This window comes from Diplocloster agilis (assembly GCF_019042275.1).
GTDB classification, from domain to species: Bacteria; Bacillota; Clostridia; order Lachnospirales; family Lachnospiraceae; genus Diplocloster; species Diplocloster agilis.
Genome location: NZ_JAHQCW010000057.1, coordinates 1 through 18405, shown reverse-complemented (window position 1 = coordinate 18405; position 18405 = coordinate 1). Strand labels below are relative to the sequence as shown.

The window sequence follows — 18405 nt, the reverse complement described above, 5'->3', positions numbered from 1 at the left end:
CGGAGTGTCCCCGTATACCGCCTGCGGTTCCAAGCCCTAAGCGGCGTGCATAGGAAGTCCCCTGGAAGCGGGCATACCCAAAACCGAGGAAGAACTACTATGATGCGGTCCGGCTTTTTTTATCTTTCAGCTTGTGCATGGCAAACAGGCTGCCGGTGACGCCCACCCCCGCGCCCAGAAGGACGCAGGCCCGCACCATTCTCGGATACAGCCTGCCAAGCGGGATCAACCGGATACCGTCCTGGAACAGATGAAACTCCTTTGACATAAAGTCAGCGCCCCAGCGGTAAGAGAACCAGAACACGGCCAGCGGTACCGCCACGCCGATCAGTCCCATGACGATCCCTTCCAGGATAAACGGGATCCGCACGAAAGCCTCCCGCGCCCCCATCAGGCGCATGACCCTCGTCTTTTCCCGCTGCGCTTCGATTCCCACCACCAGCGTATTCCGGATCAGTACCGCGGAGATGATGATCAGGATTCCTGTCATCCCCATCACCACGGAGGTGATCACATTTTCTAATTTCACCAGCGCGTTCACTGCGTCGGTCGAATGCTTGACACTGCGCACGCCCTCCAGACCTTCTGCAAATTCCACAAAAGAGGGCTGATCCTTGATCCTGTTCAAATAAACCTCATAATTGTCGGAATTTTCCAGCGGGTTATCTTCATTCAGAATTCCCTTCAGATTGGCCTCCTCCGGAAATACCGAGCTCTGGAAGTCCGCCCAGGCATCCTCCGCGGAAATATATACCGTCTCCTTCACCTCCGGCCTCTGCCGGATCAGTTCGCCGATCTCCTCGATCCTCTGATCCGTGACTCCGGGTTCGAAAAAGATCAGTACGGAGATCTGTTCCTCCGTTTTCTGAACGGCGCTGTCCACGTTTAAAGCGGTGGCGTAGAATAAGGAGAACAGGAAAATGCAGACCGACATGGTAACTACGGTGGACATGGAGTACACTTTATTTTTCCACAGATTTTTTAATCCCATCAAAAGCAGATAACGGTAGGTCTTAATTCCCATAAAAATATCCTCCCCGGCTGCTGTCCTTGACGATTCTGCCATGTTGCAGGGTGATAATACGCTTTTTCATATTTTTCAGTATTTCCTGGCTGTGAGAAACCACCAGTACGGTGGTTCCCCCTTCATTGATCCTGTGAAGCAGCCACATAACTTCCATTGCGTTCTTCCGGTCCAGGTTGCCCGTAGGCTCATCAGCCAGCAGAATGGCAGGCTGGTTCACGATAGCCCTGGCCACGGCGGCCCGCTGGCATTCGCCTCCCGACAGCTGGCCCGGATACAGTTTCGCCTTCCTCTCAAGCCCTACCTCCCGCAGTGCTTCCAACACTTTCCCGCGGATTTTTTCCGGGGCGGTCTCGCTGACCCGCAGCGCAAAGGCCACATTTTCATAGACGGTAAAGTCTGAAAACAGCTTGAAATCCTGGAAAACCACGCCGAACATCCGGCGGTACCGGTAGATCTGGCGTTTTTTCAGCCTTCCTGTGTCGATGCCGTTAACCCGAATCGTCCCCTCCGTAGGCTCCGTATCCTTTAACAGCAGATCCAGCAGCGTCGTTTTTCCCGCGCCGCTTTCCCCTTCCAGCAGTACGAACTCCCCCCTGCCGATGGTTAGATCCAGCTGTGTGATCGCCTTCTGCCCGGTAGGATAGATCTTGCTCACATGTTCTAATTGAATCATCTCATTTTCATTTACATTCGCCATGTATCCGCACTCCACTTATGATTGCCGCATTTTTCTAATGCTGTTCCGGATTCTTTCCCTTGTCCCTCATCCGGTAGACCAGGGCCATCACCTCGGCTACCGCCTGATAGAATTCCTCGGGGATCTCCATGTCCAGCTCCACATTTTCATATAAGCCCCTGGCCAAAGGCCGGTTCTCCAGGATGCAGATTCCGTTGGCCTCGCCGATCTCAATGATTTTAAAGGCAACCCGGTCCGCGCCCTTGGCCAGCAGGACCGGCGCCCGGTTCTGCTCCGGCCGGTAAGACAATGCCACGGCAAAATGGGTGGGATTCCGGATGATCACATCCGCCTCGGGAACCTTCTGCATCATCCTGCGGGAAGCCATCTGCCGCTGCTTCTCCCTGATTTTCCCTTTTACCTGGGGATCACCCTCGGTCTGCTTATATTCTTCTTTTATCTCCTGCTTGCTCATCCTTAGATTCTTCTCATACTCCCACCACTGGTAGAGATAATCGAAGGCCGCCAGAAACAGGAAAGCCACCCCCACCGTATTGGCCAGAGAGACTACCGTATCTCCGATAAAGGAGAAAGCCCCGATCACGCTGCCGTCCATCAGACGCATGAACTGTACGATACGGTCTTTCAGGTAAATGTAAATCACCACTCCAAGCACGCTGATCTTAATGAGCGCCTTTAACAGCTCTACCACAGAGCGGATGGAGAACAGACGCTTAAATCCTTTCAGCGGGTTGATCCGGCTCATCTTAAATTTCAGCGCGTCCATCGATACCATCAGCCTGGTCTGCAAAAAGGTGACGATCACCGCCACCGCCACGCTGAGCAGAAGAAGCGGAAGCGCCGCCTGAAAGAAGATCAACATGGCCTTTGCCAGCTTGTCGTTTACATTTGAGGCGCTGACGGGATAGAGCGTCCCCGCATAGTTAAAAAACAGCTCGATACAATATTTTAGCTCCCGATAGATCGTAGGAGCCAGCAGCTTTAATCCGTTAAATAATGCCAGCAGAGAAAACACGGTAACCATATCCTGGCTCAGAAAAACATTTCCTTTTTTCCGCTCGTCTTTTCTCCGCTTGGGAGTGGCTTTCTCTGTCTTCTCGTCAGCTGCCACCGCATCTCCCCCCTTTCGGCTCTGCCTGCCGGCATGAATCAGATCATCGTCAGCAGGCGCTGGATCTCGTCAAACATCACTGTGATATAACGGTCTATAAAATTCCCCACCGGCTGGGCGAACAGCATCATCAGGAGCATGCCGGCCAATATTTTCACCTGGAGATTGATTACAAACACATGGATCTGGGGGATCAGCTTCATCAGAACTCCCATGGCCGCCTCCAGGATAAACTCAGCCGCCACAAACGGAAGCGCCAGTTTTATAACCATGACAAACGCGCTCTGGAACAGTGTCAGCAAATACGCGCTGATCTCTGATACCACCAGCGTATAAGTGCCCACCGGTATCATCTCGAAGGAATAGGCGTATACCTTAATCAAAAGGAGATGGGTGCCGGTGGCAAACAAATAAAGAAAAAAGCAGACATTCAAAAGCTGCCCGAAGATCGAAGCGGAAACCCCGTTAACCGGGTCCATTACTTTCCCCATGGAAAGTCCGAAAACCGTGTCGAGAAGATCTCCCGCGACAAGTATCATATAGAAGAAGATCTGTAAGATCAGCCCCATGCAAAGCCCCAGCACCACCTCTTTCATCAGCGCCATGGCCATCTCAAGCGTGTTAAAGCCGGACACCACATTTCCGCTAAGTCCCGGTGCGATCAGAAGGCTTAAGGCCAGTACCAGGCCTGCGCGCACCCGCATGGGCACATTCCGCTTGGTGAACATAGGATTGGAGAATATAGCGCCGCCCATCCGGGCAAACACCAGCAGGAAGACATCGAAATATCCTAACAGTCCGTTCATATCCCGCTCCCGCCGCTAAAGGGCCGCCATCATGGCGAACAGCTCCTGCACAAAGGAATCGAATACATTCAGCATCCAGGAACCCAATACCAGCAGCAGAATTGCGATCACAATCAGCTTCGGCACAAAGGTCAGCGTCTGCTCGTGAATCTGGGTAGCCGCCTGAAAAATGGCGATGACAAGGCCCACGATAATGCTGACGATCAGCAGCGGCCCGGCCAGCTTAAACGCCACCAGCATGGCTTCTTTCATTACTTCCATAATCTGTTCGGTCGTCATTTGGCCACCTCCTTAGTGGAATCCCTGTACCAGAGTCTTAATCACCAGATCCCATCCGTCTACCAGCACAAACATCATAATTTTAAAGGGCAGCGCGATCATGGTCGGCGGCAGCATTACCATACCCATGGACATCAGGGTGCTGGATACCACCAGATCGATGATCAGGAACGGGATGAAGATTAAAAATCCCATGGTAAACGCCTTGTTCAGCTCACTTAACACAAACGACGGCACGATGACGGTTAAACTAAGTTCCATATACCGTTCCGGCCCTTCCACCGACGTATCCGGCAGCTCTGTGTTGGAGATCGACATAAACAGATCCAGGCTCTTCTTCTCCGTCTGCTTCAGCATGAATTCCTTCATCGGCTCCTGCGCTTTTTCAAATGCCTGCTCCCGGGTAATCTCGCCGGACTTATACGGCTGATAAGCCTGCGTGTTCACATCGCTCAGCACCGGGCTCATAATAAAAAAGGTCAGCACCATCGCCAGGCCGATCAGGATCTGATTCGGCGGAGACTGCTGCGTCCCCATGGCATTGCGAAGAAAAGAGAGCACAATGATAATCCGGGTAAAACTGGTCATCATAAGAACCAGGGAGGGCACAACAGCCAAAAAAAGGAAGAGGAGCATAATATCCAGGGAATTCATGGAACCGCCCTCTCCTGCCGCATCCTGAAACTTCATAGTGACTTCCGCCGCACCGACCGGACGGGCAAAACCAAACACGCCCACACAAAGACTCATCAGGCCGGCCGCCCACTTTCCCGCTTTCCATCTGCCCGTTCTGTACTTTTCACTCATTGGTTACTTCCCCCGCTCTTTTTTCCGTTCAGCAGCTTGTCCTTCCCATCCTTCAGACGGCCGGCCAGCAGCTTCGCAAAATCCGAATCCGCCGCTGTCACCGATTTCTTTGGCTCATAATGATCCAGTTCCTGAAGCTTTTCAATCCCGGAAGGGGTAACCCCCAGCAAAAGGTAACGCTCCTGTACCTGCACGATCAGAAGACAGCTGTCCCTGCCAAGAGGCGTTTTTTCCAGAATCTGTATATTCCCGGACATTCCCTTCGGTCCTGCCCCTTTTGCCACAAACTTGGTTGTAATATAGGCTAGATACAATACGCCAACCAAAACCACGAGATAAATGAACAGCTTCAATATCAACTCCAACATATTTAATCCCTCTTATTCAATCCCTCTTGCTGATAATCTCGATAATTCTGGCAGCGAATTTGTCCCCGGATACCATAACATCCGCCCGGCCCACTAACGCGCCGTTGACCACCACATCGGTAGGCGCACCCGCCTGCTTATCTAACAGCAGCGTCTGTCCCTGTTCCAATGCCAGGATATCCCTGACTTTACAGACCGCCTGCCCTACCCTGACAGAGACGTCCATGGACACATCCATCAGCCGCTGTCTGGATTCGTCTATATCGTTCACCCGGTTCTCTTCCCGCACCACTTTAAACTCCGGGAACTGGATGCTTTTGACGGTTACCGCCTTCGTCTTCCGGATACGGTTCCCCGTTTTTCCGGCGGCTTCCACTCCCAGCAGTTCTAACATGCTGTCCCTGTCTATTCCATAGATATCAGACTCCAGCAGATCTTCCATTATCATATGGTACCGTACGGTAAGAAACTTCTCTTTATCCGAACAGATCCGGTACAATACCGAATCCGCAGACCCTTCCGCATAGACGCCCTTTACCGACATCTCTATCTTTTTACCATAAAATTCTTCCAGCTCCTCCCGTGCCGCGCTCAGGCACTGGGAAACCACCTCCTTAAGCGCGCTTAAAGCGATCTCATCCAGAGGATTGGGCTGGGACGCCCCAATTCCCATGACAAAATTAACAATCCGGGACGCCGCTTCCCGCTCCAACATATAAAACTGGGAAGCATTCTCATTCGTTGAATCATCCGAAATTTCTATTACAATACCCGAAGACGGAAGAGCCGCCCCCAACTGCCGGCGGTCCATCTCCACGATCTCTTCTACGGTTATACCAACCTTTTTGCCGAACAGTACATTGATTCTTTCACTAATCGGTACGGCCAGAATCTCCAGCAGTTCCTTCATAGCTTCTTTATCCGCAGCCTTCATAGCAACCTCCAGTTCCGCATTTACCGCGGCCTTATAATACCTTACTGATCGATACGGCCTTGTTCAGTTTCGTGTGTCCAAGCTTCGCTTCAAAACAGGCCATATCCTCCACAAAAACCTCAATATCCGTATCCAAATGCTTTCCTATAGGAATCACATCCCCGACCTTAAGATCCATAACCTCCTGGGCATCCAGGGCAAACGTGTTCAGGATCGCCCGCAGCTCCACTTCGGATTCCAACAGATGCTGCTTGATGAACTGCTGGCGCATCCGGATCTTAAAGTCATCCTGTTTCAGATTATTCATGGCGTATTTATAGCCGAACTTGGAGGTCAGCTCCTCCACGTTGGGCGCCGGCATCACGATATGGATATTGGCCGACAGATCATTTAACAGCACTTCCAGCTCTACCATGATCACCACATCCTCCGGCGCGCTCATCTGCAGCAGATGCGGGTTCGTCTGCAGGCCGGTCAGGTGGGCTTCCACGCCCATATACCCCTGCCACGCATCCCCGACAAATTCGCTGAAGCGCCCCAGCAGATATTCCAGAATCGCTTTTTCAATATCGGTAAAATCCCGGTGCAGATCATATTCCGTACCGGCTCCGCCCAGAAGCCGTTCAATCATAAAAAAGCCCAGAGCGGTATCCAGCTCCATCACCAGCGGCGCCTCATTGCACTCCTTATTCTCCGGCAGCAAAGTAACCAGCCCGAACAAAGAGCGGTCTTCGATCTGGCTGCTGTATTCCTGGTATCTTTTTTCCACAATCCGGGTGATATGTATCTCGCAGTAGACCTGCAAAAGACCGGTCAGATAAGTGGCCAGCGACCGGGAAAACGTGTCGTACAGATTTTCCACGGTGCTCATGCGTTCTTTTGTAAACTTTTTGGGAGATTTAAAATCGTATGTTTTTATCACTGGTCTGTTCCTTCCTGTTGTCCGTCGAGCATATCCGGCACATCGATCGGACTTAAGGGATCAAATACCTGCATATCGCCGGATTCGATCTCCGATTTGTCAAAATCCCTGCCCAGGATGATCATATCCACACGCCGGTTCTGCTCCCGGCCTTCCTTGGTGCTGTTGTCCGCGATGGGATAATTTCTGCCGTATCCTCTGGAAATCAGCATCTTCGGGTCCAGAGTCGTATGGTCCTCCAGATAGATCGCCACGTGATCCGCCCGCTCAGAGGACAGAATCCGGTCATTGATGGGGGAATTCGGAGCCTGGGCGGTATGCCCGTTGATATAGACCGCCAAGATATCGCCGGCCTTGTCCTCCAGGATTGATCCAAGCCTGTCCAGCACTTCTTTGCTTTCTTCCCGAAGTCCGGAACTGTCCGGATCAAACAGCAGCTCATTCTTAAACCGGATATAGATTACATTGTCGGTACTCACTGCCGTAGCGTCGATCTCATTGCTCTGCAGATACTGCTGGATCTCATCCGCCATCTGCTGGATCGCCTGGGTGGAGGTGGGTGTCTGAGAAGTGCCCGGATTCTCATAGCCTCCGGTGGACTCTCCCACCTGCGGATATTTCAACTCGTCCGGAATCTCCTCCAGGGAGACCTGCGGCTGGATTCCCAGCTCTTTTTGCATCGCCTGGGCGATCTGCTCTAATTTTGTAATATTTACGTTTGATATACTGTATAGTAAAACGAAAAAGGTCAGAACTAAGGTTATCATATCCGCATAGGTATTTAACCATTCCTGACCGCCTCCGTCTTCTCTGTGTTTTTTCTTCACCGAGAACCCCTCTTTACCGTTATTCTGTTTGCCGTGATTTTATTTATCTGTAATCCATCCGGCTATTTTCCGATCTCCAGCGCTTTCATCGCCATGGCTTTCGCCACATTAAGCGCCGTCACATTCGCTTCGTAGGCCCGGGTGGCGGCCATCAGATCCACCATCTCCTCCGCGTTGTTGACGTTCGGCATCATCACATAGCCTTCCTCATTCGCGTCGGGATGCTCCGGGTCGTACACGGGAACCAGGTCGTTCTGGCTCTCCACGACCTCCTCCACATAGACGCCGCCGTTTTGTACTTTCGTATAGGCTTGGCTCAGTTCACTTTTAAAATCCAGCGGCCGTTCCCGAAGCACTACCTGGCGCCGTCTGTAGGGGCCGCCCTCCTCGGTTCTGGTCGTGTTCTGGTTCGCCAGATTCTGCAGGATAATATCCGTGCGGAAACGCTCCGCCGTCAACGCGGAACCCGTTATATTCAATGAATCCAAATATCCCATAACCCGCTCCTTTATTTCGCCGTATTATTGATTACATATTTAAGCGTGGACAGTCTGCCGGACATCCGGGTCGTCAGCGCGGAATACTGCAGATAAGACTGCCACAGCTCCAGCTCTTCTTTCTCCACCTGGACATTGTTCCCGTCCGGCCGGGCCTCGGTCTCTTCATCCGTGGAAACCACCGTCTTATACTCTGTTACCGGACTTCCCTTTTCTTCGCTTTCCCTTAATACCTGTTCAAACTGTACTTTTTTCGCTTTATAACCGGGAGTCTCCACATTGGCAATATTATGTCCGGCCACCTGCTGCTTCTGCCACATGGCATCCAGACCGCCGCTTAACGCCCGAAACGCAGCATCTTCAAACATCTCTCATCCACCTCTTATCCATGGCTTTCCATCCGCACCTGCTTATCCGCCTGGGCGAACGCCTCTTGTAATTCGGCCAGCATGGGAAGGATTTCCTGAATCCCTTCCGGCTCCTTTTTTATATTCGCCTGTACGATCTGATATATAAAATATTCGTACAGGGATGACAGGTTCTGCGAGATCGCATACTCAGGGTTCAGGGTGGCCGACAGATGGCTTACGATATTCTGCGCCTTTTTGAACAGTTGGTTGCACTCTGCAAAATCTTTATTTTCCATACAGGCCAGGCCCTTGTTCAGCGAATTGATCGTCTCATCAAACAACAGATGGATCATATCTCCCTGGGTCATGGTCATGACCGATTGCTGTTTATACTTTTCATATGGGTTTTGCATCCTATTACTCCTTCATCGCGCCGGTTCAGGCCGGCTCTGACTGTTCCGAATATCAACCGTTCGAAGATGAGAACTGCTGGGAGATAAAGGAACTCTGGGTATTCAGATTGGAAATGGCTTTCTCCATCTCCGTAAACTGTTTCCAGTAACGCTCCCGCTCCGTCTCGTACTTCCGGTTCAGGTTAGAAATTGCGGTCTGGATATCCTTGAGCTGATCGTAGATCGTATTATCGTTGGCCAGGATCGCCTTCGTACCGGCATAGCGCACCATGCTTCCCGGGCTGCCGCTGCTTAGGTTCGCCGCAGCCTTAAGCGCCGCATCCATCTTCACCGCGATTCCCTGATCCTCGTCTGTGAACAGCTGCTGGATCTTATCCGGATTCTTGGCCAGCGCTTCCTTCAGGCGGTTCTCATCCAGGATCAGCTTTCCGTTGTCCCTCCAGTTACTGCTGGTATCGATTCCGATATCATACAGGGACAAGCCGGCGCTGTCCACCTTCTGATACAGAACGGTTCTCATATCGGCCAGAAGCGTACTGATATTGTCGTCATTGCGAAGCAGCCCCGCCTTTGCCTTCTCTTCCCAAAGCGAGATTTCCCGCTCACTCATCTCTTTCTTCTGATCCGCGGTCAACGGGGCGTATTTCTTATAGGTAGCTTCCTCGGATATCCGGGTGTTCAGGTCTTCAATCAGCTTATTGTAATCGTCTACAAACCCTTTTATGCCTTCATATATTTTATCAGTATCCTGGGCCGTAGTCAAGTGGATCGGGGTGTTGGATACCTGGGTTAACTCGATGGTAATTCCTTCCAGGTCAAAGGTGTTGGAATATCTCTCCACCGTCATTCCACCGCTGCCGTTGTCCACGGTAAATACCGCATTCTTTCCGGCTTCAAAGATATCATTGACCTCGGTCCCGGCCTGATTCATCACCAGGCTGTCGGTTCCGAACAGATCCCGCAGCGCTTTTGAACCATCCGCGTCCAGTCCGGTAATCGACAGATTCGCTCCCGCGCCGGTAATAGTAAGGCTTCCGGTCTCCTCATCAAAGACCGCCTGAGCTCCCGGGGACGCCGTAGATACCGCATTCGTTATCTGATCCGCCAGTTCTTGAAAGGTCAGCCCCGACAGGTTTATGGCGCTTCCCGCGACAGTGACCGATCCGCTGATCCCGGCGTCACTAAGAAGCGTATTTCCCCCTACCTTCTGGGTTTGCCCTTCTGTAAAGCCCAGCGCCTTTGTGATATCCGCCTCCACATTGGCCGCCTGGAAACTTACCAGATACTTATCGGAGACCACTTCCGCGTTCGTACCGTCAAACCGGATTTCTATGTTGGCGGAACCGTCCGTCTCGCCAAACGCCTTTTTTAGTTTCTCATTTAACGCATCTATGAATTCAGCGCCGTCCGCATAGTCCGTGCCGTCCTCTTTTTTCCCCATGGACACCGTATAGTCTTTTCCGTTGATATTCAGGGAAAATACCTGCGCGGTGCCGGCATTTGCCGCGTTTACCACATCCGTCAGGCCGGTATTCGATACCGCGGCCGATAACTTCGCCCGCAGCTCATCCGTAGCGGCGGTAAGAGAATCTCCGGTCCCAAGTCCGAACATGGCGCTTAAGAGATTCCCCTCCTTATTTTCCATGGTGATATCCGCCACCGATCCGGTCTCTTTCGACTGCATCACAAACCGGTCCTCTAAGGAAGAATAGGTGATCTTTACATCCGTGCTGTTGTTTATTTTATTAATTACATCCCCCAAGGTATCCGTATCTTTGATTCCGTCGATTACGGTGCCATTGATGGTAAAGGAAAAGCTCCGCCCCTGAAGTGCGGTGGCAAAGGGCAGATCCCGGAGCATGGTGTTATAGCCCATGATATTGGTAGCGCCGTCCTTTAGTCCCAGCACAGAAAGGGCATCTTCCCCCTCTTCGCTCTTCTGAAAGGTAACCTGTCTGGAGGGATCGCTTTCCACCAATCTTCCGTCGCTTCCGGTCTTACCCGTGCCGTCTGCGTTAATCTGTACCAGCTTCAGGCGCCCGCCGTCGTTTCCCAGTCCCACTGCCGAGCCAAAGGACTGATACATAGCTTTATTCACATTCTCAAGCAGGTCCGCCTGATCCGCGGCACCCTGAAAAGAAATCTTCTTCGTCACTCCGTCCACGGTTACATCCATGGTATAGGTCTTATCCGGGGTGGCGGTATTCACGGCCGGAAGGCTTCCCGCCAGCATCTTTACCGGATTCTTCGACGTTACCTTGGCGGCCGTAGCCAGCTGGTCCACCGACTGGATGGTTATATTCGCCGGTGCCTGGGAGGACGCGGAAGTCACCTTCACCGCATCCGAGCTGCTCATGACCGACATGGTATTGTAGAAGCTCCGGCTTAACAGGTTTGTATTCGCCGAGCTGTAAAAGGAGAAATATTTATCCCGAAAAGAATTTATATTCTGAATCAGATCCCTGTATATCTCCTGCTTCCATTCCAACTGCTGCTGTAATCCGGTCTGCTTATCGATCTTGGCCTGCGTCCCGGACAGCATTTTTTCGACCATTTCTTCCGTATCCATACCGGAGACCAGTCCCGACACATAATTACGATTCCCAATTCCGCTCAGTGTTGACATGGCTGTTCCTCCTATCTCTTCTTATCATATAATACACCTGTACTGGTATCATTCCGGTTCAGATAACCCGCAAATTTCGTATTGGTGTTCGACTGCCTTATTTTTTCCTGAAGCTTTTCTCTTATTTTATTCATACATACCGCCAGCGCCTGATCCTTTTCCCGGATCCTGCAAAGGATTCCAAGGATCTCCTGGCCTGCCCGGAATAATTCCTGCTCCTCGTCCGAAAGCCCTGCGTAGTCACAGCGGTTTTTTATAATACCGGACAGACGGGCTTCCTCCAAGCCGCACAACTGCCTGATATGGGCATCGAGAAGATCTGTTTCGCCGATCAGCTCCTGGCGTTTCTGCATTCCTGTCAGGATCGCGTCCACCGCTTCCAGGGAGTCTCCCAGCATACCGTCTGTCACACGCTCATAGGTTGTCAGGATCTCCTTTTTTTCAGCCAGCAGTTCCATGAGTTCCTTATACTTCCTCATCCCGTTCCTCCTCATCTGCGGGATTCTCAAAAGTCCGCAGATTTCTGGACAGCTGGAACACTTTCAGCAGATCCACCTTATCCACAGCCTCTTTGTTGTTCTCCACAGTCAGGTATAGTTCGGTACGGGATATCTTCATATGCTCCGGCGCGCTGATACCGATGCGCACTTTATCTCCTTTGACATCCGTGACAAAAATCTCTATGTCGTCGCCGATTTTAATGGATTCCCCTTTTTTTCTGGTCAATATCAGCATATGTCACCCCTCACTCTGCCCGTCGAAGACCGGCTGCCGGATTGGATAATCCTGCTCCAATATCACCTGCAGAGCCAGATTTGTCTCATGATTGATGAGTACGGGGCTTTTCAGGTTCACAGTGGACTCTTGGAAGGTTTCCCCGATGACCGCGACGGCCCAGCAGTCCAGCTCATCTTCCGGAGCGGCCTGAAGCTTGAAAAGCACATCCTGCATCACCACCGGCGCATAGTCCGGACACACTTCCAGCGGATTCAGCATAATAAAGCAGACCGCTTTCTGCTCGATGGACTGCAGCCAGCAGATTCCGTTTCCCATATTTGAGTCTGTAACCAGTACGAACTGCGTATAATCCTCAAAGCCGAAGATTGGCTGTACAAAAGTGATGATATTTTTTTCTTCAATGTCTATAATTCCGAAGTCCCGTGTCTCTATTTTCAATGTGATACCTGCCCTTTCCTCTGCCCGCGTCCGTTCAATAAGCCCCATAACCTATTCTTCATAGGAAGGGTTTGCGCTTGGCGGAACGTACAGCGGTTCTCCCACATATTCGATCTCCACCTTTGGATACTGTTCCACATTGATGGCCAGCTCACCGGGGACATAGACCGGGGACTGGAGCGTTACCTGCGGATTAAATTCCACCGAAGCCGGCGTGTAGTCAATATCCAGCTGATTTGGCTCCCAGGAAATATCCGGTCCCTTCGCCGGAAGGAATTTCAGTTCCGTATTGAATTGGCTCTGGGCCAGCATCTGATTCTTTATAATATCGGGTATCGTGACCCCTTTTTGAATCTGCATCATCTGATTGCCGGTCTGCGCGTACACAGCGGCCGCGTCCGACGCCGCCTGTTTTCCCGCCTGCGCCGCATCCCGCATCAGGGTTCTGGCAGTTCTCATTCCCATACTGTCACGGGCCTCAAAGGTATCGATATTTACCTTAATGTTCTCGGATCTCATATTGAGTTTACCGGGATTCTGAATGATGCCCACTTCCGGGTCCGGAATCTTTGATTCCAGTCTGGCTCTCTGTGAAGTCATAGATAATTTGATCGGCGTCGTCGTAATTTTTAAGACGTTCATTCTAACACCTCATTTTCTTCCTGAATTATCTCATAAAATCAAATACCGAAGGCGGAATGATATTGGACCCCAGCTGCAGCGTGACCATCCATGCCGCCATATAAGATTTGTTGTTGATGGATTCTTCCTCCAGGCTTACCGCCTCTATGTTCTTCTGACTCTCTTTTAAGTGAACCAGACCGCTGTCCAGCCGGTCCTTGGTTCTCTCCACCATGTTCTGTCTCGTCCCCACCTCGGAGATCGCCATGGAGAGGCTGCTCTCCTTTTTCTTTAAATGATCCAGTGTTTGAAGAGCTCCTTCCTTATCTCCGGCTTTGAACTGATCTTCCATTTTCCCGATCAGGCTGTAGATATTGTTCGGCTGTCCGTCTTCGGTCCCATATCCCAGCACGTCCACACCGGATGTGGAGATCTTGATTCCCGTCTTGGCATTAATGCCCGCCTGTCCGTCGATTCCGAAACCGATATCCAGATAGACCTCTTTATTTTCCGGAAAATAGGTATCAGGATCGGCCGGATCATAAGCGTCAACCGGCTTTCCATTAAATAGAAGCTTTCCGTCCGCGTCAACCGTAAATGGCTGGCCGTCATTGGCGGAGCCGGAAAACAGGTATTTGTCCCCGTATTTGCCGTTCATCGTCTGCAAAATCTCCGTCTTCAGGCCGTCCAAAGACTTGGCTACGGCGTCCATCGCCTCCTGATTCATCGCTCCCCCGCCCCGTGTGGCGGTCTCATACACCGTCTTTAGAATCGAGCTGACCGTGATAATGGTCTCGCCCGCGGTGTTCAGCTCGCCCATGGCGTCCTCCACGGTCCTGATGTGTTCCTCGCTCTGATCGATCTGGCGGCGCAGGGAAAAGGCTTTCGCTGCGGCGGCCGTATCCTCGGATACATGGTTAAATTTCCGCTGGGATGTCAGTTTCAAATTGGAATCCGAAAGGTTCTTGATGTTCGTCTGCAGATTCCGCGTATAGTTGTTGGTCATGATTCCTTCTGTTATTCGCATAAGCTCCTCCTTAACGTCCTACCAGCCCCATTTTATTGATAATGGTATCCAGCTGCTCATCCATCACAGTCATCAGGCGTCCCAGCGCCTGGTAGGCTTTGTTATAGGTCATCATATTGATTCCCTCTTCATTCAAAGATACGCCGGACGTAGCCAGCCGGTCCGTGTCCACACGCTCCGCCACCGATACCGCGGCTTCCAGTCTCGCCTGATTCGCCTTGATATCATCTCCCAGAGAGGTGGTGATGTAGCTTACAAATTCTCCGAAGCTGCCCTGGTATTCCCCGCCGAATCCATAATCGTTCTCCAGCGCTTTCTTCATAGCCAGGATATCCGTATTGTCCTTGCTTCCGGCGGGATTATTCTTGCGGATCACATAGGAACTGTCGCTTGACCACCGGTCGCTTATGCTTATACTGCCCGCTGTGAACGATCCGTCCGCGGCTCCCTCCAGCAGTTGTTTGAACGGGCCCGGATTCGCCGGATCGTCCTCATGTACGATATGATTGAACACATCGGCCAGCGTAACCGCCAGATCATCCAGTTTTTCCTGATAATAGGGGATTCCCCGATTTACCGCGTTTTTCCCGGTAAGCACTTCCTGGAAGCCTCTCAGCGCGCCTTTGTCCCCGCCGATCATTTCATTGGTACTGTTCCACTTCAATGTGATTCCGTCCCGGTCCAGCAGCATCTGATCGTTGCTGAAACGGCCGCCCTGATTATCCACTACCACCTTGCCGTTGAATTTTACCTGTACGCTGCCATCGCCGGCCGGGGTCACTTCCACCGCCCCGTAACGGGCCAGGTCATCCAGAATCAGGTTCCGCTTATCAATCAGGTCGTTGGGCAGATAATTTACTCCGTCATAGTCCGTGCCGGAGCCCACCTCGTCGGCGATGGTCTTATTGAGAATGGTCAGTTGGTCTAAGCTTGTGTTAATCTCCTCCACGGACAGCCGCAGATTATTCTTCTGCTCATCCATCAGGGAATTAAGCTTCCCGCTGTACTCATTCAGTATCTGGGTAACGCCTTTCATGGCATTCATAACAATATTTGCATGGGTTTCCTGATCCGCGTTGTTGCTGAAATCCGCCAGCGCATTGGACAGCACCTTTAACGCGTTTCCGATTCCGGTATTCTCCACCTCCGGATCGCTGATGGCAGCCTCCAGCTCCTGCAGGATGGCCGCTTTCTGATCATAATAGCCTACATCCCCGTATTCCTGGCGGAATTTGGCGTCCAGATAGGAGTTGCGCACCTGGGCGACCCCGATGGCCTCCACGCCCTGACCGGCCAGCGGTAACGTCCTGCCTCTGCCGTGTACCTGGACGGTTACCGTATCCAGCCTCTGCCTCGTATAACCCTTTGTTTTCAGATTACTGATATTATTTCCCACGATATCCATGGCTTTCTGATTCACCATGATACCCCGTTTGGCTGTCTCCAGCCCCATAAATGTCGGTCTCAAGCTCTCACGCTTCCTCTCTTCGGATGATCGATTCAGATTTATCTTATCAGACTTTTCTCTCCAACATAGAACGGCGGTAGGCGGCTTCCGGTTTGTAGATGCCGCCGGTCTTCGTCACCGCGGTTCCCGTCCCTGCTCCCATCTTCTCAAGCTCTGCCTGAGCCAGTCCCGACGCTTTTTCATTATAGAACCGGATATTCCCGACCGCGTGTTCCAGGCGCTCGTTCAGCCCGATCAGCTCTTTGGCAGCCTCTTTGCCCTGGGCTGCGATCAGCTCTTTAAATGTGAAGCCTCCATACCCTAACTGTTCAAACAGGGCGCTCCTGCGGCGTTCCATATTTTCCAGCCGTTTATCCATCGCCTGCTGCATCATGATCGTCTCTTCGATCTGCGAAAGCTCCCGGGACAGCAATTTTTGCAGTTTTTCTTCCTGCTTGCGCTCCATCTCTTCAAAAAAATCTACGTACTCTCTTAAAAATTCTACTAATTGTTCCAATGTAAGCCTCTCTTTCCAGCGGCACCCTGGCCGCCGTTACCACCCGCCCTGCCTACAGCCCGTTGGCCAGCCGTCTGGCCACCAGCTCCGCAGGCACCTGATAGGTCCCTGCCGCCACCTGCTGTTTCAACTGCGCAATCCGTTCCGGGGAAGCGCCCTCCCGCATGGTGGAGGCGATCCCCGCCGCCATCCTGGCCGCTTCCTGTTTTTTCACCCCATCGCTGCTGATGCAGATCTCATCGCTGCGGAGTTTTCCTTCTGCCGGAACCGGCGAAGGGATATTTTTATCGGCACCTTTGCCGCTGTTTACGGTCTTTTGGTAAATCGAATAATTTCTGGTGATCTTCAAATCCATCGACAGCACCCCTTTTCACATTTTCTTCTAGTTATATTATCGGACGGTAAAGTCAAAACTTTAGCTTTTTTTCATAATTTTGAAATATTTTTGATTTTTCTACCGGATTGTATATTCTCCAAAACCTTGTTATAATGAACGACAGATAGGTCGAATTTTGTAAAATCAATTCTGAGAGTATCGGAGGTTTCCCAATAGCATGGCAAAAGTGATCGTATTATCCAATCAAAAGGGCGGCGTGGGCAAAACAACTACTGCAAACGCACTGGCCGTTATTTTTAAAGCGCGGGGATACCGGGTTCTGGCCGTGGATATGGACCCGCAGGGTAACTTAAGTTTCAGTATGGGGGCCGACACCGATGGTTCGGCCACGATATACGATGTGTTGAAGGGGGAGTTGAAAACCCGGTTCGCGGTTCAAAGAACCGCTCTTGTGGACATCATTCCTTCCAATATCCTGCTCAGCAGCATTGAGCTTGAATTTACCGGGGCTTCCCGTGAATATCTGCTGCGCAGCGCGCTTCAAACACTGCTGCCTCTTTATGATTATATTTTTATTGATTCCCCGCCGGCTCTGGGTATCCTGACTGTGAATGCTTTTACGGCGGCGGATTACGTGCTGGTCCCACTTCTGTCTGATATCTTCAGCCTTCAGGGTATCACGCAGCTTAAGGAGACTATCGACCGGGTCAGGAATTACTGTAATCCTGATATTCAGATGCTGGGCGCATTCCTGACCAAACACAACGCCCGCACCCGGTTCAGCAAGGAAATCAAAGGGACTCTGGATATGGTGGCCGCGGACCTTGATATGCCGGTGCTTCAGACTTCTGTCCGCGAAAGCATCTCCCTTCGGGAAGCCCAGTCCCTGCAGCAGTCTATTCTGGATTACGCCCCTTACAGCAACGCCGTACTGGATTATGGCCGGCTGGCAAATGAACTGCTCGAAAGGGGGTTAGCGTAATGTCCAAAAGCAGAACGGAGATTGATAAAGAGATCATGTACCGGAAAATAATGCCCTCTGCCGCCAGACGGCCCGGGGAACCGGATCTTCCGGAAGCGTCCGCCCAGCCTTTGTCCGGTTATCCGACCGCTTCCGTGCTCAACTCGTCGATCAAGCGGAATCCCTCCCCGGGGATTGCCTTTCACGAAGCCCGGGAGATGATCCTGATCAATCTGATGGAAGATTTGGTCATAGAGAAGCTGGACAGCACGATTCAGCGGTTTAATTGCTGCAAATGCAATAAGTGCAAAAAAGATATCGCGGCGATCGCCCTGAACCGGCTGGCGCCGAAATATGTGGTGATCGGCGAGGATGACGCCAAGGCCCGCCGGGAGGCGGAGGAGAAGTATTCCTCCGAAGTGACGGCCGCGCTGGTGCAGGCGATTCTTCTGGTCAAGAAAGAGCCCCGGCATTAAATAAAAATGAGTTTCGTTTGCGAAACTCTCCGCCTGCGGCGGGCCGCGTAAGCGGCAACTTCCTTCCCGCCGCAGTGCGATCCCAATGTTGTCAACTTAACAACAAATTTTTAGATATAGATTATTTTCGAAGAACCTGCTATACTTTTACTTGTCTCCGTATTAGTAATAGTATTCTT

At 51.6% G+C, this 18405-nt stretch carries 24 protein-coding genes; 2 read left to right on the top strand and 22 right to left on the bottom strand.

From position 1 onward, the window contains the following. Nucleotides 1-97 precede the first annotated feature (97 nt). The 22 genes from KTH89_RS22830 to KTH89_RS22725 form a co-directional block, all read right to left on the bottom strand. A complete protein-coding gene (locus tag KTH89_RS22830; protein ID WP_238723245.1) occupies nucleotides 98-1024 on the bottom strand; it encodes a cell division protein FtsX in 927 nt (308 codons plus the stop codon). Then, complete coding sequence (gene ftsE, locus KTH89_RS22825; protein ID WP_158345421.1) at nucleotides 1014-1700, bottom strand: cell division ATP-binding protein FtsE; 687 nt, start codon at nucleotides 1698-1700, stop codon at nucleotides 1014-1016. Before ftsE ends, KTH89_RS22830 begins: the two co-directional genes overlap by 11 nt. A gap of 58 nt (nucleotides 1701-1758) precedes the next feature. Further along, entirely contained in the window at nucleotides 1759-2835 is a 1077-nt protein-coding gene (gene flhB, locus KTH89_RS22820) for a flagellar biosynthesis protein FlhB (RefSeq protein ID WP_158345404.1), read from the bottom strand. 38 nt (nucleotides 2836-2873) lie between these two features. Then, complete coding sequence (locus tag KTH89_RS22815) at nucleotides 2874-3641, bottom strand: flagellar biosynthetic protein FliR (RefSeq protein WP_238723244.1); 768 nt, start codon at nucleotides 3639-3641, stop codon at nucleotides 2874-2876. A 15-nt stretch (nucleotides 3642-3656) separates the two neighbouring features. After that, nucleotides 3657-3920: a flagellar biosynthesis protein FliQ gene (gene fliQ, locus KTH89_RS22810; protein WP_158345402.1), complete on the bottom strand. Its 264-nt coding sequence runs from the start codon at nucleotides 3918-3920 to the stop codon at nucleotides 3657-3659. A 12-nt stretch (nucleotides 3921-3932) separates the two neighbouring features. Beyond that, complete coding sequence (gene fliP / locus KTH89_RS22805) at nucleotides 3933-4610, bottom strand: flagellar type III secretion system pore protein FliP (protein WP_334300832.1); 678 nt, start codon at nucleotides 4608-4610, stop codon at nucleotides 3933-3935. Nucleotides 4611-4723: 113 nt separating this feature from the next. After that, on the bottom strand, nucleotides 4724-5095 hold the full coding sequence (locus KTH89_RS22800; RefSeq protein WP_238723243.1) for a flagellar biosynthetic protein FliO: 372 nt from the start codon (nucleotides 5093-5095) through the stop codon (nucleotides 4724-4726). 16 nt (nucleotides 5096-5111) lie between these two features. Next, nucleotides 5112-6029, bottom strand: coding sequence for a FliM/FliN family flagellar motor switch protein (locus KTH89_RS22795; RefSeq protein ID WP_238723241.1), 918 nt, complete (start codon nucleotides 6027-6029; stop codon nucleotides 5112-5114). A 31-nt stretch (nucleotides 6030-6060) separates the two neighbouring features. Then, nucleotides 6061-6951, bottom strand: coding sequence for a flagellar motor switch protein FliM (locus tag KTH89_RS22790; protein WP_158345399.1), 891 nt, complete (start codon nucleotides 6949-6951; stop codon nucleotides 6061-6063). After that, complete coding sequence (locus tag KTH89_RS22785) at nucleotides 6948-7778, bottom strand: OmpA/MotB family protein (RefSeq protein ID WP_158345398.1); 831 nt, start codon at nucleotides 7776-7778, stop codon at nucleotides 6948-6950. The genes KTH89_RS22790 and KTH89_RS22785 overlap by 4 nt, the downstream gene beginning before the upstream one ends. A gap of 62 nt (nucleotides 7779-7840) precedes the next feature. Next, nucleotides 7841-8275, bottom strand: a complete 435-nt coding sequence (flgC, locus tag KTH89_RS22780; RefSeq protein ID WP_238723240.1) for a flagellar basal body rod protein FlgC — start codon at nucleotides 8273-8275, stop codon at nucleotides 7841-7843. Nucleotides 8276-8286: 11 nt separating this feature from the next. Beyond that, nucleotides 8287-8643, bottom strand: a complete 357-nt coding sequence (flgB, locus tag KTH89_RS22775) for a flagellar basal body rod protein FlgB (protein ID WP_158345396.1) — start codon at nucleotides 8641-8643, stop codon at nucleotides 8287-8289. A gap of 14 nt (nucleotides 8644-8657) precedes the next feature. Then, a complete protein-coding gene (gene fliS, locus KTH89_RS22770; protein WP_158345395.1) occupies nucleotides 8658-9038 on the bottom strand; it encodes a flagellar export chaperone FliS in 381 nt (126 codons plus the stop codon). A gap of 52 nt (nucleotides 9039-9090) precedes the next feature. Beyond that, nucleotides 9091-11664, bottom strand: a complete 2574-nt coding sequence (gene fliD, locus KTH89_RS22765) for a flagellar filament capping protein FliD (RefSeq protein ID WP_238723239.1) — start codon at nucleotides 11662-11664, stop codon at nucleotides 9091-9093. 11 nt (nucleotides 11665-11675) lie between these two features. Then, a complete protein-coding gene (locus KTH89_RS22760) occupies nucleotides 11676-12143 on the bottom strand; it encodes a hypothetical protein (RefSeq protein ID WP_238723237.1) in 468 nt (155 codons plus the stop codon). Continuing rightward, complete coding sequence (gene csrA, locus KTH89_RS22755) at nucleotides 12130-12399, bottom strand: carbon storage regulator CsrA (protein ID WP_158345392.1); 270 nt, start codon at nucleotides 12397-12399, stop codon at nucleotides 12130-12132. Before csrA ends, KTH89_RS22760 begins: the two co-directional genes overlap by 14 nt. A gap of 3 nt (nucleotides 12400-12402) precedes the next feature. Beyond that, a complete protein-coding gene (gene fliW, locus KTH89_RS22750) occupies nucleotides 12403-12840 on the bottom strand; it encodes a flagellar assembly protein FliW (RefSeq protein ID WP_158345391.1) in 438 nt (145 codons plus the stop codon). Nucleotides 12841-12891: 51 nt separating this feature from the next. Continuing rightward, nucleotides 12892-13482, bottom strand: a complete 591-nt coding sequence (locus KTH89_RS22745) for a DUF6470 family protein (RefSeq protein ID WP_158345390.1) — start codon at nucleotides 13480-13482, stop codon at nucleotides 12892-12894. A 25-nt stretch (nucleotides 13483-13507) separates the two neighbouring features. Then, nucleotides 13508-14488 (bottom strand): flagellin N-terminal helical domain-containing protein, encoded by a 981-nt coding sequence (locus KTH89_RS22740; protein ID WP_158345389.1) that lies wholly within the window; start codon nucleotides 14486-14488, stop codon nucleotides 13508-13510. A gap of 10 nt (nucleotides 14489-14498) precedes the next feature. Further along, complete coding sequence (gene flgK, locus KTH89_RS22735) at nucleotides 14499-15956, bottom strand: flagellar hook-associated protein FlgK (RefSeq protein ID WP_158345388.1); 1458 nt, start codon at nucleotides 15954-15956, stop codon at nucleotides 14499-14501. A gap of 46 nt (nucleotides 15957-16002) precedes the next feature. After that, nucleotides 16003-16452, bottom strand: coding sequence for a flagellar export chaperone FlgN (gene flgN, locus KTH89_RS22730; RefSeq protein WP_158345387.1), 450 nt, complete (start codon nucleotides 16450-16452; stop codon nucleotides 16003-16005). Nucleotides 16453-16504: 52 nt separating this feature from the next. Next, nucleotides 16505-16807 carry a flagellar biosynthesis anti-sigma factor FlgM gene (locus tag KTH89_RS22725; RefSeq protein WP_238723236.1) on the bottom strand — a complete coding sequence of 101 codons (303 nt, stop codon included), beginning with the start codon at nucleotides 16805-16807 and terminating at the stop codon, nucleotides 16505-16507. Between the two features lie 199 nt (nucleotides 16808-17006). On the opposite strand from KTH89_RS22725, the gene KTH89_RS22720 reads away from it, so the two are divergent. Continuing rightward, a complete protein-coding gene (locus KTH89_RS22720) occupies nucleotides 17007-17771 on the top strand; it encodes a ParA family protein (protein ID WP_158345385.1) in 765 nt (254 codons plus the stop codon). Beyond that, the gene (locus KTH89_RS22715; protein WP_238723235.1) at nucleotides 17771-18226 is read left to right on the top strand and encodes a late competence development ComFB family protein; all 456 of its coding nucleotides are present in this window, start codon (nucleotides 17771-17773) and stop codon (nucleotides 18224-18226) included. Before KTH89_RS22720 ends, KTH89_RS22715 begins: the two co-directional genes overlap by 1 nt. The last annotated feature ends 179 nt before the right edge of the window (nucleotides 18227-18405 follow it).

Bases quoted from the DNA above. Each gene is read 5' to 3' on its own strand.
- KTH89_RS22725 (WP_238723236.1), bottom strand. From the start codon at position 16,807: ATGGATTTGAAGATCACCAGAAATTATTCGATTTACCAAAAGACCGTA.
- fliD (WP_238723239.1), bottom strand. From the start codon at position 11,664: ATGTCAACACTGAGCGGAATTGGGAATCGTAATTATGTGTCGGGACTG.
- flgC (WP_238723240.1), bottom strand. From the start codon at position 8,275: ATGGGATATTTGGATTCATTGAATATAACGGGTTCCGCGTTGACGGCG.
- flgB (WP_158345396.1), bottom strand. From the start codon at position 8,643: ATGTTTGAAGATGCTGCGTTTCGGGCGTTAAGCGGCGGTCTGGATGCC.
- fliP (WP_334300832.1), bottom strand. From the start codon at position 4,610: ATGAAGTTTCAGGATGCGGCAGGAGAGGGCGGTTCCATGAATTCCCTG.
- KTH89_RS22815 (WP_238723244.1), bottom strand. From the start codon at position 3,641: ATGAACGGACTGTTAGGATATTTCGATGTCTTCCTGCTGGTGTTTGCC.
- KTH89_RS22760 (WP_238723237.1), bottom strand. From the start codon at position 12,143: ATGAGGAAGTATAAGGAACTCATGGAACTGCTGGCTGAAAAAAAGGAG.
- KTH89_RS22740 (WP_158345389.1), bottom strand. From the start codon at position 14,488: ATGCGAATAACAGAAGGAATCATGACCAACAACTATACGCGGAATCTG.
- KTH89_RS22720 (WP_158345385.1), top strand. From the start codon at position 17,007: ATGGCAAAAGTGATCGTATTATCCAATCAAAAGGGCGGCGTGGGCAAA.
- fliQ (WP_158345402.1), bottom strand. From the start codon at position 3,920: ATGACGACCGAACAGATTATGGAAGTAATGAAAGAAGCCATGCTGGTG.
- KTH89_RS22715 (WP_238723235.1), top strand. From the start codon at position 17,771: ATGTCCAAAAGCAGAACGGAGATTGATAAAGAGATCATGTACCGGAAA.
- ftsE (WP_158345421.1), bottom strand. From the start codon at position 1,700: ATGATTCAATTAGAACATGTGAGCAAGATCTATCCTACCGGGCAGAAG.
- KTH89_RS22830 (WP_238723245.1), bottom strand. From the start codon at position 1,024: ATGGGAATTAAGACCTACCGTTATCTGCTTTTGATGGGATTAAAAAAT.
- KTH89_RS22800 (WP_238723243.1), bottom strand. From the start codon at position 5,095: ATGTTGGAGTTGATATTGAAGCTGTTCATTTATCTCGTGGTTTTGGTT.
- KTH89_RS22745 (WP_158345390.1), bottom strand. From the start codon at position 13,482: ATGAACGTCTTAAAAATTACGACGACGCCGATCAAATTATCTATGACT.
- KTH89_RS22795 (WP_238723241.1), bottom strand. From the start codon at position 6,029: ATGAAGGCTGCGGATAAAGAAGCTATGAAGGAACTGCTGGAGATTCTG.
- csrA (WP_158345392.1), bottom strand. From the start codon at position 12,399: ATGCTGATATTGACCAGAAAAAAAGGGGAATCCATTAAAATCGGCGAC.
- fliS (WP_158345395.1), bottom strand. From the start codon at position 9,038: ATGCAAAACCCATATGAAAAGTATAAACAGCAATCGGTCATGACCATG.